Source organism: Curtobacterium citreum, from assembly GCF_006715175.1.
Taxonomy (GTDB): domain Bacteria; phylum Actinomycetota; class Actinomycetes; order Actinomycetales; family Microbacteriaceae; genus Curtobacterium; species Curtobacterium citreum.
Map to the genome: position 1 here is coordinate 2,518,712 of NZ_VFMQ01000001.1, position 14,476 is coordinate 2,533,187.

Genomic DNA, 14,476 nt, shown 5'->3' on the forward strand with positions numbered 1-14,476 from the left:
GCCGCCCGATCAGCGCTGGACGCCGAGGACGTCCGCGGTGAGCCCGGTCGTGTCCCAGCCGCCGCCGGTGGACCGGAGCACGGACCCGTCCGACATCCGCAGGAGCATCGATCCGCCGTCGCCCCCGACGACCGCGGTCGCCACGCCCTCGGCCTTCGGCAGGGTGCTCGACTGCCCACCGACCGTGGAGCGGACGACCTCCGGACCGGCGTCGGTCTGGGCGACGGACACGACGTCGCTGTCGTTCACCCAGGCCGCGCCGACGGCGTCGCCGCTCGCGGCCTGCACGCGCACCGGCGAGCCGAGGCTCGTCGGCGTCCGGTCGGCGCCGCGCACGACGGCCATCACGTACAGGGCCGGACCGTCCGCGGTCTCGATGAGTGCGAGTGCGCGCGTGGAGTCGCGGGACAGCTGGAACGACACGAGCTTGCCCTGCGGCAGCGTCGTCTTCACGGCGTGCGGGTCGCCGCCGAGGCCGTACGCCGTGACCTGGCCGGTGTCGTCGGACCGGCCGACCCACACGAAGTCGAGGTCGTCGATCGACGGCGGGACGAGTCCCGGCGTCGCGTCGACGCGGAGGGCGTCCTTGCCGCGGGCGACCACGACGCCGCTGGCGTTGCCGACCGCGGCGACCGTGCCGGACGCGGACAGGGCGAGGGACCGCGGGTCGAGCCCGGCGACGGTGTCGGCGAGCCCGCCGCCGAGCGGTGCGACCTTGCCGCCGGCCGTCGCGAAGCCGACCTGGTCGTCCCGGACGACCAGGGGCCGCGGGTCGACGTCGGGGTTGACCTGCGCCGGGGTGCCGTCCTGCTCCGCGCCGGAGAAGGTGGCGCCCTCGAAGGTGATCGAGACCGAGGACACCGACGCGACCGAGGCGAGGGAGCGCGTGAGCTGCTCGCGCATCCGGGCCTTGTCGTCGTTGCTCGAGCTGAGGGCGTCGCTCGACAGGTCGACCAGCGCGGTGCCGTTGTCGATCGTGACCGCGTTCAGGGAGAGCTGCGTGCCCTCCGGGAACGCCGAGACGACGGCGCCCTTCAGCCAGTCAGCGGGTCCGGCGAGCAGGGCGCTCGCGATCCGGGTGCTGGTCGACGAGCGCGCGAGGAACCACCGCTCGTCCGGCACGAGGAACTGGTAGGTGGGGTCGAAGAAGTACAGCGCGTGCTCCTGGAACACGGACTCGAAGCTGACCGGCGTCAGGATGATGCCGTCGGGCGCGTAGGCGATGCGCCACTGGCCGTCCTGCCGGACGAACTGGAACGTCAGGGTGGACGTGGTCGGGCGCACGGCCTGGGTGTACTCGCCGTCCTGGTCGACGGTCGCACTCGCGGTGAGCGTGTAGGTCAGCTCGCGGTCGGCGACCCGCTCGACGGTGCCGCTGCCCTGCAGGATCGTCACGCCGCGGCGCGGGTTCCACTTCTTCGCGAAGCCGTCCGCGAGGAACTCCCGAGCGATCGCGTAGTCGTCCTGGGCGCCCGTGCCCGCGGCGACGAAGCCGCGCAGGATCGCGGTCTGGTCGGATCCGTCGACGGGCTTGTCCGGGCGGAAGTCCACCCCGGAGATCGACTCGTCCTTGACCGACTGGCCGGCGCGCACGGGGCCGTCGGTGGGGATGGCCGCGCAGGCGGTGACCGCGACGACGGTCAGGGCCGCGAGCGCGGTCGCCACCGCGGCACGGAGGGTGTTCCTCATCGTTCCTCCCGGACGGCCCGGGGGCCGTCGTACGCCTCGTCGAGTTCGGGCAGCGGGATCGCGGACGTCGCCGTGCCGACCTGCTCGCCGCGCGGCAGCACGAGCACGAAGGTCGACCCCTCGCCCGGGCGGGACCACACGTCGATGCGTCCGCCGTGCAGCCGCGCGTCGCCGAGGGAGATCGCGAGGCCGAGCCCGGTCCCCCCGATCGTGCGTTTCCGGCTCGGATCGGCCCGCCAGAACCGGTCGAACACGCGGGCGGTGTCCTCCGGCGGCATGCCGACGCCCTGGTCGCGGACGGCGATCGCGACGCTGCGCGAGTCGCTGTCGACCACGACCTGCACGGGCTTCGCATCACCGTGCTCGATCGCGTTGCCGACGAGGTTCCGCAGGATCCGCCGGACCCGCTTCGCGTCGAGCTGCATCGTGGTGTGGCCGCCGGGGGTGGCCAGCTGCAGGTCGACGCCGGCGCGCTCGGCGAGGGGTCGGAACTCCTCGACGATGTCGGCCGCGAGGGACGCGGGCACGACGGGTTCGGTGTCGAGCTGCACGGCCTGCGCGTCGTAGCGGGAGATCTCGAGGAGGTCGGCGAGCAGGAGCTCGAAGCGCTCGACCTGGGCGTGCAGGAGCTCCGCCGACCGACCGACCGACGGCTCGAAGGCGTGCCGGGAGTCGAAGAGCATGTCGCCGGCGAGCCGGATCGTCGTGAGCGGGGTCCGGAGCTCGTGCGAGACGTCCGACACGAACCGCTGCTGCACGCGGGAGAGCTCGGCGAGCTGGGTGATCTGCCGGCTCACGGCGTCCGCCATGTCGTTGAAGCTCCGTGCGAGGATCGCGATGTCGTCGTGCCCGCGGACGGGGATGCGTTCGTCGAGGCGCCCCGCCGCGATCTTCCGACTGGTCTCCGCCGCACCACGGATCGGCACCACCACGAGCCGCACGACGAGGGACGTCACGAGGGCGATGAGCACGATGAGCGCGACGCCGCCGATCGACAGGGTCTGCGAGACGAAGTCCAGGGTCTGCTGCGCGTCGGAGAGGTCGTAGACGATGTAGAGCTCGTACTGGCCCGCGCTCGGGATCTGCAGCACCGACCCGACGGCCAGCCCGGGTTCACGACGGCCGCCGTCGTCGAGCCGCACGGCTTGCAGGCTCAGTCGACCGGTGTCCTTGGCGACCTCGCGCCGGAGTGCGTCGGTGATGACCTCGTCCGGGAAGTCCGAGCTCGCCAGGTTCTGCAGGGTCTGCGGGGTGGACTGGTCCGGGCTCCGCTCGATCGCGATGCTCGTGCCGCCGGGGCTCGTCGTGTTCGACAGGATCGCCTGCTGCGCCTCGCTCTGCAGCGTCTCGAGCTCGGTCTGGTTGTTGTCCTCGGCCGCCGTCGCCGCGTCGAAGATGCCCTGTGCCACGACCGTCGCCCGGGCCGACTCCGCCTCGATCTGGTCGCGGCGCTGGGCGTACACGTTGTTCGAGATGCTGATCATCACCGCGGTGCCGATCACCACGACGGCGAGCCCGGTGGTCAGGACGGTGATGGCGACCGACCGGACCAGCAGGGAGCGTCGCCAGAGCCAGGCGACGGCGTACCAGCCGCGCCGGACCCACCGGCGGACCCGGCGACGCGTGCGCGCCGCCCACCCGCGGCCGAAGAGGTCGCGCGACGGTCCCGACGACACGGTGCTCAGGCTCCTCCGGCCCGGTACCCCACGCCGCGCACCGTGGTCACGATCCGGGGGTTGTCGGGGTCGTGCTCGATCTTCGCGCGGAGTCGCTGCACGTGGACGTTCACGAGCCGGGTGTCCGCCTTGTAGTGGTAGCCCCACACCTGGTCGAGGAGCATCTCGCGCGTGAACACCTGGTTCGGCTTCTCGGCGAGCGCCCGGAGCAGGTCGAACTCGAGCGGGGTGAGCGCGATGACGGTGTCGCCGCGACGGACCTCGTGCGCGGCGACGTCGACGGTCAGGTCGCCCGCGTGCAGCACGGTCGCGTCCGAGGCGGTCGGTCGGAGCCGCGTCTTGATGCGCGCGACGAGCTCCTTCGGGTTGAACGGCTTCACGACGTAGTCGTCGGCGCCGTTCTCGAGCCCCGCGACGACGTCGGCGGTGTCGCCCTTCGCGGTGAGCATGATGATCGGCGTGCCGCTCTCGGCGCGGATGCGCTTGCAGACCTCGATGCCGTCGATGCCCGGGAGCATGACGTCGAGCAGGACGAGGTCGGGCTTGGTGCTGTGGAACGCGTCGACGGCGTCGTTGCCGTCGCCGCTGAACTCGGGCTCGTAGCCCTCGGAGCGGAGGACGATGCCGATCATCTCGGCGAGGGCCTGGTCGTCGTCGACGACGAGGATGCGCGGTGTCATGTGCGTGGACTCCGGGTGGCGGGCGGTGGTGCCGGACCGGCACCCAGGCTCACGATAGCGCCGTCCCCCGCACGGCCGGGTTTTCCGACAGGATGGGAGTGTCCGCGCGCGACCGCAGCGCGGCCGACGGATGACGACGGGGGCGGGGATGTCCGACTGGCAGGTACCGGGAGCGTCCGGGTCGCGTGACGGGGCGGATCGGCCGGGAGGCACGCCACCGGCACCGGGGTCGCAGTCGTCCGGCGGGTGGTCGGGGCAACAGCCGCCGTCCGGCGGGTGGTCCGGCGCGCAGCCGCCGTCCGGCGCGTGGTCCGGCGCGCAGCCGCCGTCCGGCGGGTGGTCCGGGAAGCCCGGGCCGCAGCAGGCCGGCTCGCGTCCCGTGCTGCCGCTGCGACCGCTCGGGCTGGGGGACGTCCTGTCCGGTGCGTTCACCGTCCTCCGGCGGAACGCGCGGGTCCTGCTGCTCTGGAGCCTGCTGCTGAGCGGCGTGCTCGGGTTGGTGTCGACCCTCGCCGGGACCCTCGGGCAGCAGGCACTCCAGTCGCGGATGTTCGCCGCGGTCGACGCCGGTCGGGGTGCCGAGGCAGTGACCGCGGGGGCCATCACGCTCTGGCTGCTCCTGTCCGTCGCGCTGCCCTTCATCGCCTCGCTCGGCCGGGGCTTCCTCGTGGCGCCCGTCGCCGTCGACACCGGGCAGCGGATCCTCGGTCGCCGTGCATCGTTCGGCGGCCTGTGGCGGCTGCTCGCCGGTCGCCGGTGGTCGGTCCTCGCCTGGATCCTGCTGCAGGCCGGCGCCGGTGTGGTCGCCGCCCTGGTGTTCGGCCTGGTGGCGTTCGCCGGCGTCGCCGCGATCGGGTCGGGCAGTCGCGTGGGCCTCGGCGGCGTCGTCCTGCTCTTCGTCGTGCTCGCGCTCGGGTTCGGCGTGCTCGCCGCCTGGCTCGGCACGCGGTTCGCCTTCACGGTCCCGACGATCGCGCTCGAGGGCCGGTCGGTGTTCGCCGCGGCCGCGCAGTCGTGGCGGCTCACCCGGCGTGCGTTCTGGCGGACCTTCGGCATCCTGCTGCTCGTGCAGGTCGTGTTCGGGTTCGCCGCGTCGATCGCCGCGACGCCGCTGTCCATCGGGGCGCTGCTGCTCGGCGGGACCTTCGACCCCCTCGGGCAGACGGGCGCGCGGGCCGGGCTGGGCGTCGGTGCCGTCGTCGCCCTGGTGGTCGGGAGCCTGCTCGTGATCGCGGTCCAGTGCGTCGTCGACGTGCTGTCCGCCTCGATCACGACCTTCCTGGCGGTCGACCGCCGCATCCGGACCGAGGGGCTCGACCAGCGGATCGCGGCGCACCTCGAGACCGGGCAGCCGAGCGACCCGTTCGCGCCCGCCGACCCGCTCCTGCCCGCGCAGGGTCGGCCGTGGCCGCCGCAGCAGCAGTGGACCCCGCAGCAGCAGTGGTCGCAGCAGCCGCCGCAGTGGCCGGTCCCTCCCGCGCAGCAGCCGGAGCCGCCGACCTGGGGCGGGAAGCCGGACGGTCGCCCGTGACCCCCGGTCCGGACGAGGCCCGGGACCTGCTCGAGCGCGAACTGCAGCGCAGCGAGTACGCGGCCGTCGAGCCGACCTGGTGGGACCGGGCGTCGCGCGCGGTCCTCGACTGGCTGCAGTCGCTGCGTGCCGACGGGCTCGGGTCCCCCGCCGTCGCGCAGACGCTGCTCTGGACGGCCGTGGTCGTCCTCGTCGCGGTCGTCGTCCTCGTGGTCGTCGCCCGCGGACTCCCCCGCCGACGCGCCCGCACCGCCGCGGACTCGATCGGCGGGGTGTTCGACGCGGACGACCTGCGTCCGACGCGCGACGTCGCCGAGGCCGCACGGGCAGCACTCCGCGCCGGGGACTGGGACGGCGCGGTCCTCGACGGCTACCGGGCGATCGCCAGGGGCCTCGGCGAACGGGACCTCGTCCCGGACGTGCCAGGCGCCACGGCCCGCGCGATCGCCGACCGTGCGGCGCCGTCCTTCCCGGACGCCGCCGTCGCCCTCGCCCGGGCCGCCGCGGCGTTCGACGCCGTGCGGTACCTCGGTCGTCCCGCGGACGAACCGACCGCCCGCGCGGTCCTGGACACCGAGGCGACCGTGCGGACCACCCGCCCCGTCCGACCCGACCAGCCGGCGGTGCCCGCGTGAGCGCGGCCGGTGCCACCCGCGAGCGCACCGCGACCCCCGAGCCGTCCACGACCCCGGTGTCCGCGGGCCCGGCTCCCGCGGGGACCGGTCGCGGCGGTCTCGCCCGCCGGGTCGTCCTGTGGTCGGTCGTCGTCGCCGTCGCGCTGGTCCTCGCGGTGGCCACGGCCGTCGTGCAGGGGTCGGCGCCGACGGACCGGACCCCGCTCGACCCGACCTCGACGACGGCGAGCGGCTCCCGCGCACTCGTCCGGGTCCTGGAGCAGCAGGGGGTCGCCGTCGACGTGGTGCGGGACGCGGGCCGTCTCGGGGACGGCACGGTCCTGGTCGACGACTCCGCGGGGGTCCTCGACCCCGGTGTCGCACGACGCATCGTCGCCCGCGCCGCCCACGTCGTCCTGGTCACCGAGGACGCCCGCGTGCTCGACGCCGTCGGGCTGCCGCTGGAGCCCGCGTCCAGCGTGACCGAGCGCCGGACCGTGTCCACGACCACGTGCCCCGTGCCGGCGGTGGCCGCCGCCCGGTCGGTCACCACCGAGGGCACCGCCTACGTCGCGGCGCCGGACGCCGACACCGCGGGCGTCGAGCTCTGCGCGTCGACCGACCTCGGTGACGGCCGCGGGTGGGGCATCGCGCGGACCACCACGGCGGGTGGGGACGTCGTCCTCCTCGGCACCACCGGCGCCCTGCGGAACGACACGATCACGACCGCGGGCGACGCGGCCCTCGCCCTCGGGCTGCTCGGCCAGGGCGGCGGGAGCAGCGCGACCCCGATGCTGAGCTGGTACGTGCCGACCCCGGCCGGCGGGGACGCCGCGCCGACGCTCGGCTCACTCGCCCCGCCGTGGGTGCCGAGCGTCCTCGCCCTCCTCGGGCTCGTCGCGGTCGCGGCCGCCGTCTGGCGTGGTCGGCGCCTCGGACCGCTCGTCGTCGAGCGGCTGCCGGTCGTCGTCCGCGCGGCCGAGACCACCGAGGGACGGGCCCGCCTGTACGCGAGGACCCGCGACCGCACGCACGCGCTCGACACCCTGCGCGTCGCCGCCCTCCGACGGAGTGCCGGTCGGCTCGGCTTGGCCCGCAGCACGCACGTCGACGACGTCGTCCGGGCCGTCGCCCGTGCGACCGGACGCTCCGACTCCGAGGTCGGCGCGGTCCTGGTCGGCGGTCCCGTCCGCGACGACCGGACGCTGGTCACGGCGGTGGCCGAGCTCGACGCGCTCGAACGGGCGCTGCGCGCCGCGACGGGCGGCTCGGTGGACGACCGGCACCAGACCACCAGCGAGCGGCGCACAGAACACCGGCAGCCGCCGTCCGACCAGTACCCGCCGCCCGACCAGCACCCGCCGTCGAACAAGCACCGAGGAGCACGACCGTGACCGACCACACCAGCAGCGCGGCCACCGACGCCCGGCCCGACGACCAGACCGGCGCGCGTCGCGAAACCCGGCGCGACGACCTCCGCGAGGCCTTCGGGCGGCTCCGCTCCGAGGTCGCCAAGGCCGTCGTCGGCCAGGAGGGCGCCGTCTCCGGCATGATCGTCGGCGTCCTGGCGCAGGGGCACGTCCTGTTGGAGGGCGTCCCGGGTGTCGCGAAGACCCTGCTCGTCCGGAGCCTGGCGGCGGCGATGTCGCTCGACACGAAGCGGATCCAGTTCACGCCGGACCTGATGCCCGGCGACGTGACCGGTTCGCTCGTGTACGACGCGTCGACGGGCACGTTCCCGTTCCGCGAGGGCCCCGTGTTCACGAACGTGCTGCTCGCGGACGAGGTGAACCGCACACCCCCGAAGACCCAGTCCGCCCTGCTCGAGGCGATGGAGGAACGCCAGGTGAGCGTCGACGGCGCGGCACACCCGCTGCCCGACCCGTTCTTCGTCGCGGCGACCATGAACCCGATCGAGTTCGAGGGCACCTACACGCTGCCGGAGGCCCAGCTCGACCGGTTCCTCCTGAAGCTCGTCCTCGACGTGCCGCCGCGCGACGTCGAGTGGCAGGTGCTCCGTCGACACGCGGACGGCTTCGTCCCGCGGGACGTGCGCTCCGCCGGGATCACGCCCGTGCTCGGCGCCGACGAGGTGCGCGCCGCCCAGCGCGCCGTGCAGGCCGTCGCCGCGCGTGACGACGTGCTCGCCTACGTCGTGGACCTGGCCCGCGCGACCCGCCAGGCCCCGTCCGTCCGCGTCGGGGTGAGCCCGCGCGGCGCGACCGCACTGCTCGCCGCGGCGAAGGCCTGGGCGTGGCTGACCGGCTACGACGCGATCACGCCGGACCACGTGCAGGCGATGGCCGTGCCGGTCTGGCGCCACCGCCTACGGGTGGCCGCGGACGCCGAGCTCGAGGGCGTCGGTGCCGACAGCGTCCTGCAGCAGGTGCTCGAGCAGGTCCGGGTGCCGATCTAGTGGCGGTCACCGGCCGGTTCGTCGTCCTGCTCGCCGTCGCCGTCGTCCCGACGGTGCTGCTCGGCAGCGGCTGGGCGGGGCTCGCCTGGGTGGCGGTCGTCGTGGTCGGCGCGGCACTCGACGTCGTCCTCGCCGCCGACCCGGGGCGACTCCGCGTCGAGCGGCGGATGCCCCGCGCCGCCCGGCGGGACGCCACCGCGGACGGCACGCTCGTCGTCGCGAACGACGGCACCCGTCGGCTCCGCGCCGAGCTCCGCGACATGTGGGAGCCGTCGGCCGGACAGCAGCCGCGCCGCTTCCGCCTCGACGTGCCGCCGGGGGAACGCCGGACCGCGCGGATGCGGTTCGCGCCGTTCCGTCGCGGCCGTCGCACCACGACCGGGGTCGCGGTGCGGGCGGTCGGGCCCCTCGGCCTCGCCGCCCGGCAGCGGGTCCTGGCGGCACCGGGGACGCTCGTCGTCACCCCGCCGTTCCGGTCCCGCCGACACCTGCCGTCCCGGCTCGCCCGACTGCGCGAGCTCGACGGTGAGACGACCCTGCAGCTCCGCGGTCACGGCACCGAGTTCGACTCGCTCCGCGACTACGTCCGGGGTGACGACGTCCGGTCGATCGACTGGCGGGCGACCGCGCGTCGGCAGGACCTGGTCGTCCGGACCTGGCGACCGGAGCGCGACCGCCGGGTCGTGGTGGTCGTCGACGCCGGGCGCTCCGGAGCCGGTCGGATCGAGGACGAACCGCGCCTCGACACGTTCATCGAGGCGGCGCTGCTGCTCGGCGCCCTCGCGGCCGCGGCCGGTGACCGCGTCGACCTCGTGGTCCTCGACGACGCCGTCCGCGACCGCGTCCGCGGCGCCACCCGGTCGGACGTCGTGCAGCGGTTCGGCGAGGTCCTCGCGACCGTCGAACCGGGCCTCCGTGCGACGGACTGGTCCGCCGTCCCCGGCCTGGTCGACGGTGTGACGACCGCCAGGGCCCTCGTCGTGCTGCTCACCGGACTGGACTCGGTCGGCTCGTCGGGCGACCTGCTCGCGGTCCTCCCCCGCCTCGCCCGTGACCACGCGGTCGTCGTCACCGGCGTCGAGGACCCCACCGTGCACCGCACCGCCGCCGGTGACCCGGACCCCGTCACCGGGGTCGTACCGGGCCGGACCCGGGGCGGACGCACGCGGTCCGCGCGACGGGCCGCGGGCCTCCCGTCCGGCGCGGAGCGCGACGTGTACCGGCGGGCCGCCGCGGAACGCTCCCTGCTCGACGCGGCCGGCGTCGCGGACGTGGCCCGACGCGCCGGGGCCGAGGTCGTCAGCGGACGACCCTCGGACGTGCCGCCGCTGGTCGCCGACGCGTACGTCCGTGCGAAGGCGGGCGGCCGGCTCTGACGGCTGGGAGTCGCGTGGCGGCTCCCCGGGATCAGCCCGCCACCAGCGCGGTCGCACCGCGCTCGAACTCCTCGACGTCGCCGCGCTGGCCGGCGCGGTACGCGCGGCCGCCGAGCACCCACTGGTACCAGAGCACCGCGGCGAGGGCGACGGTGCCGATCCCGATCTTGACCGGCCAGGGCCAGTCCTGGCGGGTCACGACGCCCTCGACGAGTCCGGAGAGCAGCAGCGTGCCGACCAGACCGAGGGCGACGGTGACGAGCGCGCGGCCGTCCTCGGCGAGTGCCTGCGCGCGCGTCCGCTCCCCCGGTGCGATCCACGACCAGGCGATCCGGAGTCCCGCGGCCCCGGCGAGGAAGATCGAGTAGAGCTCGAGCTGGCCGTGCGGCGCGATCCAGACGAAGAAGTCGCCGAGGCGGCCCTCGGAGTGCATGATCGCCGCCGACACCCCGAGGTTGATCGCGTTCTGCCCGATCGAGTACGGCACGAAGAACCCGGTGATGCCGAACGCCACCATGCTCGCGGCGATGTACGCGTTGTTCGTCCACACCTGGGCGGTGAAGGCCCCGAGGCCGTGGTCGGAGTAGTACGCCTGGAAGTCCTGCGTGGCGTACCGGCGGAGGGACTCCGGAGTCCCGAAGGTCTCGAGCGCGCCGGGTGTCGTGCTGATCCACACCGCGACGACGGCCGCGACGACCGCGGTGGCGGCGGCGACCCAGAGCGTCAGCCACCGGATGCGGTACAGCGCGGCGGGGAGCTGGAGCACGAGGAAGCCGGTCAGCGCCGTGAGCGGGTCGACCGGGGTGCCGGTGAGCCGGAGCCGGGCGCGGAAGAGCGTCAGCGACAGCCGGTCCCCGGTCGCCGTGCGAGGGGAGGCGGCGCGGATGCGCGCGAGGTCGGTGGCGGCCGCCTGGTACCCGGCGACGAGCCGGTCGGCGTCGGCCCCGGTGCGGGGACGCGCGCGGGCGAGCTGGTCGAGTTCCTGCCAGCGGTCGCGGTGCACGGCCTCGTAGGCGTCCAGGTCCACGTCGTCTCCCCCGTCGTCTCGCCGTCCGGTGCTGTCCCACCGTTCGGTCCGTGCGACAGAATGATGCCATGCCGACGACGCGAGCGCCCCGCGACCTGGCCGACGCGCGGTACGTCCACGCGCTCGACGACACCGCGGACGAGCTCGTCGTCGGCGAGGCGGTCGCCCTCGACGTCCAGCCCGCCGGCATCGCGCTCCGCATCGCCGCTGGGCTGCTCGACGGGCTGTACCTCGTCGTCCTGTACCTGATGCTGCTGCTCGGGATGTCCCGGCTGTGGCCGAACGGCCTCGACCCGGCGTGGGGAGCCGCCCTGTCGATCGGCGTCCTCGTCGTGGTGCTCGTGCTCGTCCCGGCTGCGCTGGAGACCGTCACCCGCGGTCGGAGCGTCGGCCGGTTCGCCACCGGCACCCGGGTCGTGCGGCTCGACGGCGGTGCGGTCGGCTTCCGGCACGCGATCACCCGCGCGCTCGTCGGCCTGCTGGAGCTGTGGGGCTCGTTCGGGTCGATCGCCCTCGTCGTCGCCCTGTTCGGCAGTCGGCCGCGGCGCCTCGGGGATCTGCTCGCGGGGACCGTCGTGCAGCACGAGCGGGCCGTCCGGCACCGTCCGGCTCAGGTGCTCCTGCCCGTCGAGCTCACCGCGTGGGCCGGCACCGCCGACGTCTCGGCGCTGCCGCAGCGGCTCGAGAATCGCCTGGGTGCGTTCTTCCGCGGGGCCGCCGACCTGGCGCCGGCGGCTCGGGTGGCGACGGCCGAGCGGCTCGCCGCCGAGGTCGTCCCGCACGTGCACCCGCTGCCGCCCGTACCCGCCGAGGTGTTCCTGGCCGGGGTCGTCGTGCTGCGGCGGGACCGGGACACCCGGGCGCTGCGTGCCCGGGCGGCCGTGCTCGACCGGGCCGCCGCGGCCGCAACGGGCCGGCCGCCGGGCTTCCCGCGCTGACGCGCCGACGTGCCCGCGGTGCGGTGCGGGGCGCCCGCCGCGGCACGCGCCGCGGGGGCGAGACTCGGCATGGCGGACACGACTCGGGCTCCTGCGCGCGCGTCTCGTCCGCCAGCGCGAGACTCGGCGCCGACGTCGCCGGCCGGCCGACGTGCCCGCGCCGGCCGGCGCGCCCGGCTCAGTACCGGTAGTGGTCGGGCTTGTACGGCCCCTCGACCGGGACGCCGATGTAGTCGGCCTGCTCCGGCCGGAGCTCGGTGAGCCGGACGCCGAGGGCGTCGAGGTGCAGCCGCGCGACCTTCTCGTCGAGGTGCTTCGGCAGCACGTGCACGCCCGTCGGGTACGCGTCGCGCCGGGTGTGCAGCTCGATCTGGGCGAGCACCTGGTTCGTGAACGAGGTGCTCATCACGAACGACGGGTGACCCGTCGCGTTGCCGAGGTTCATCAGCCGCCCCTCGCTGAGGACCAGGACCGAGCGCCCGTTCGGCAGCCGCCACTCGTGCACCTGCGGCTTGATCTCGACGCGCTCGGCACCGGCGAGTCCCTCGAGCCCGGCCATGTCGATCTCGTTGTCGAAGTGCCCGACGTTCGCCACGACCGCGAGGTGCTTGAGCGCGAGCAGGTCCTCGACCCCGACGACCCCGAGGTTGCCGGTGCACGTCACGACGATGTCGACCTCGCCCGCGACGTCCGCGAGCCGGGCGACCTGGTAGCCGTCCATCGCGGCCTGCAGTGCGCAGATCGGGTCGACCTCGGACACGATGACCCGCGCACCCTGCCCACGCAGCGCCTCGGCGGCGCCCTTGCCGACGTCGCCGTACCCGACGACGAAGGCGACCTTGCCGCCGATCAGGACGTCGGTCGCGCGGTTCAGGCCGTCCGGGAGTGAGTGCCGGATGCCGTACTTGTTGTCGAACTTCGACTTCGTCACCGAGTCGTTCACGTTGATCGCCGGGAAGCGGAGCTGTCCACGGCGCGCGAGGTCGTACAGGCGGTGCACGCCGGTCGTGGTCTCCTCGGTGACGCCCTGCACGTCCGCCGCGATCCGGGTCCAGCGGTCGCTCGACGCGCGCAGCGACTCCGCGACGGTGTCGAGCACGATCCGCCACTCGGCGCTCGCGTCCGCGGCGGGCTCCGGCGCGGACCCGGCTGCCTCGGCGTCGGCGCCGGTGTGCAGCAGCATGGTCGCGTCGCCGCCGTCGTCCAGGATCAGGTTCGGTCCGGCCCAGTCGGAACCGGCCTCGGCAGCCTCGGCGCTCCAGTCGAAGATCCGGCTCGTGCACCACCAGTACTCCTCGAGCGTCTCACCCTTCCACGCGAACACCGGGACACCGTCGGGGGCGTCGACCGTGCCGTGCGGGCCGACCGCGACCGCTGCGGCCGCCTCGTCCTGCGTGGAGAAGATGTTGCAGCTCGCCCAGCGCACCTGCGCGCCGAGCGCCACGAGCGTCTCGATGAGCACCGCGGTCTGCACCGTCATGTGCAGCGACCCGGCGATGCGCGCGCCGGCGAGCGGCTGCGCGCCGCCGAACTCCTCGCGGAGCGACATCAGTCCCGGCATCTCGTTCTCGGCGAGGCGGATCTGGTGGCGTCCGGCCGCGGCGAGCGACAGGTCGGCGACGCGGAACGGTGCTGCGGTGGAGGTCTCGGTGGCCATGCGGTCGAGTCTTCCACGCCGCGTCCCGTCGGTCACGGGTCGGCCAGGACACGGACAGGAGGCGCGGTGTCAGTCCGTCGGCTGACGGAGCGGTCCGCGACGCACCACGTCCCACCCGCGCGGGACCCGGAGCCGGGCGGCGTGCCGCGCGCACAGGTCGTAGCCGTGCGGCTCGACGCGCGTGGAGAGGGGTCCGACGACGACCATGGAGTCGGCGTAGTCGTACGTCAGCGTCGCCGAGGCGCTCGCGCCACAGGCGACCTTGCTGCAGATCCGTACGTCCATACCGGACTCGACCCTAGCGGAGCACGGCCGTACCGTCCCTCCGGTCGCGGCCCGCTCGCGTCCCGCCGCGTACGATGACGGGATGCGTCGCAAGCCCCCGATCGTCACCCCCGTCGACCGCGGCCGAGGTCGCTCCCGACACGGGCGCGGCGGTCGGTCGAGCGTCACCGGACCGGAGCTCGCGCCCGTGATCACCCGCGCCGAGGCCTTCGACCGGATCGTCGGCGACACTGCGCACTACCTGCTCGGGCTCTGGCCGGAGGACCTGGCGGGCGTGGTGTTCCTCGTCGCGGACATGCCCACCGACGCCTCGCTGCCCGACCACATGCCGCGGTGGCGGGTCGACCGCGACGCCCGCCGTGTGACGCTCTTCCGGATCCCGGTGGAGCGTGTGACCCACAGCCCGGAGAAGGACGACACCGACCGGCGGGTCATCGTCGAGACGGCCGTCTTCCGGGCCGTGGGCGAGCTCCTCGACAAGGACCCGTGGGACCTCGCCCCGGACCGTTACCGCCACTGGTGACCCTCGGTGCCCGTGTCGTGATCAGGGCCCGTCTCGTGATCAGGGCCCGTGCATGATCACGGCC

Annotated in this window: 13 protein-coding genes; 7 read left to right on the plus strand and 6 right to left on the minus strand. The window is 74.7% G+C overall.

The window, feature by feature from the left end:
• Positions 1-9: 9 nt before the first annotated feature.
• Genes FB462_RS11905 through mtrA form a run of 3 tightly spaced genes read right to left on the minus strand, consistent with a single transcriptional unit; the run spans position 10 to position 4,045 of the window.
• Entirely contained in the window at positions 10-1,689 is a 1,680-nt protein-coding gene (locus FB462_RS11905; protein ID WP_141862077.1) for an LpqB family beta-propeller domain-containing protein, read from the minus strand.
• A complete protein-coding gene (gene mtrB / locus FB462_RS11910; RefSeq protein ID WP_229666628.1) occupies positions 1,686-3,365 on the minus strand; it encodes an MtrAB system histidine kinase MtrB in 1,680 nt (559 codons plus the stop codon). The genes FB462_RS11905 and mtrB overlap by 4 nt, the downstream gene beginning before the upstream one ends.
• Positions 3,366-3,370: 5 nt before the next feature.
• Positions 3,371-4,045 carry an MtrAB system response regulator MtrA gene (gene mtrA / locus FB462_RS11915; protein ID WP_058742167.1) on the minus strand — a complete coding sequence of 225 codons (675 nt, stop codon included), beginning with the start codon at positions 4,043-4,045 and terminating at the stop codon, positions 3,371-3,373.
• Between the two features lie 148 nt (positions 4,046-4,193).
• Between mtrA and FB462_RS11920 the strand changes: the two genes are divergently transcribed.
• Genes FB462_RS11920 through FB462_RS11940 form a run of 5 tightly spaced genes read left to right on the plus strand, consistent with a single transcriptional unit; the run spans position 4,194 to position 9,982 of the window.
• Positions 4,194-5,576, plus strand: coding sequence for a glycerophosphoryl diester phosphodiesterase membrane domain-containing protein (locus tag FB462_RS11920; protein ID WP_141862079.1), 1,383 nt, complete (start codon positions 4,194-4,196; stop codon positions 5,574-5,576).
• A complete protein-coding gene (locus FB462_RS11925) occupies positions 5,573-6,211 on the plus strand; it encodes a DUF4129 domain-containing protein (RefSeq protein ID WP_141862081.1) in 639 nt (212 codons plus the stop codon). Before FB462_RS11920 ends, FB462_RS11925 begins: the two co-directional genes overlap by 4 nt.
• The gene (locus FB462_RS11930) at positions 6,208-7,584 is read left to right on the plus strand and encodes a DUF4350 domain-containing protein (protein ID WP_141862082.1); all 1,377 of its coding nucleotides are present in this window, start codon (positions 6,208-6,210) and stop codon (positions 7,582-7,584) included. The genes FB462_RS11925 and FB462_RS11930 overlap by 4 nt, the downstream gene beginning before the upstream one ends.
• Complete coding sequence (locus tag FB462_RS11935) at positions 7,581-8,606, plus strand: AAA family ATPase (RefSeq protein WP_229666630.1); 1,026 nt, start codon at positions 7,581-7,583, stop codon at positions 8,604-8,606. The genes FB462_RS11930 and FB462_RS11935 overlap by 4 nt, the downstream gene beginning before the upstream one ends.
• Entirely contained in the window at positions 8,606-9,982 is a 1,377-nt protein-coding gene (locus FB462_RS11940) for a DUF58 domain-containing protein (protein WP_141862084.1), read from the plus strand. The genes FB462_RS11935 and FB462_RS11940 overlap by 1 nt, the downstream gene beginning before the upstream one ends.
• Positions 9,983-10,013: 31 nt before the next feature.
• Here FB462_RS11940 and FB462_RS11945 read toward each other — a convergent pair whose 3' ends face one another.
• Positions 10,014-11,009 carry a stage II sporulation protein M gene (locus FB462_RS11945; protein WP_141862086.1) on the minus strand — a complete coding sequence of 332 codons (996 nt, stop codon included), beginning with the start codon at positions 11,007-11,009 and terminating at the stop codon, positions 10,014-10,016.
• 68 nt (positions 11,010-11,077) lie between these two features.
• Between FB462_RS11945 and FB462_RS11950 the strand changes: the two genes are divergently transcribed.
• Entirely contained in the window at positions 11,078-11,947 is an 870-nt protein-coding gene (locus FB462_RS11950) for an RDD family protein (protein WP_114849582.1), read from the plus strand.
• Between the two features lie 178 nt (positions 11,948-12,125).
• Here the strand turns inward: FB462_RS11950 and ahcY are convergent, their stop codons facing one another.
• The gene (ahcY, locus tag FB462_RS11955) at positions 12,126-13,604 is read right to left on the minus strand and encodes an adenosylhomocysteinase (RefSeq protein WP_141862088.1); all 1,479 of its coding nucleotides are present in this window, start codon (positions 13,602-13,604) and stop codon (positions 12,126-12,128) included.
• A gap of 69 nt (positions 13,605-13,673) precedes the next feature.
• Positions 13,674-13,889, minus strand: coding sequence for a DUF3499 family protein (locus FB462_RS11960; RefSeq protein ID WP_058742158.1), 216 nt, complete (start codon positions 13,887-13,889; stop codon positions 13,674-13,676).
• Positions 13,890-13,971: 82 nt separating this feature from the next.
• On the opposite strand from FB462_RS11960, the gene FB462_RS11965 reads away from it, so the two are divergent.
• Positions 13,972-14,412, plus strand: coding sequence for a metallopeptidase family protein (locus FB462_RS11965; protein WP_058742157.1), 441 nt, complete (start codon positions 13,972-13,974; stop codon positions 14,410-14,412).
• The last annotated feature ends 64 nt before the right edge of the window (positions 14,413-14,476 follow it).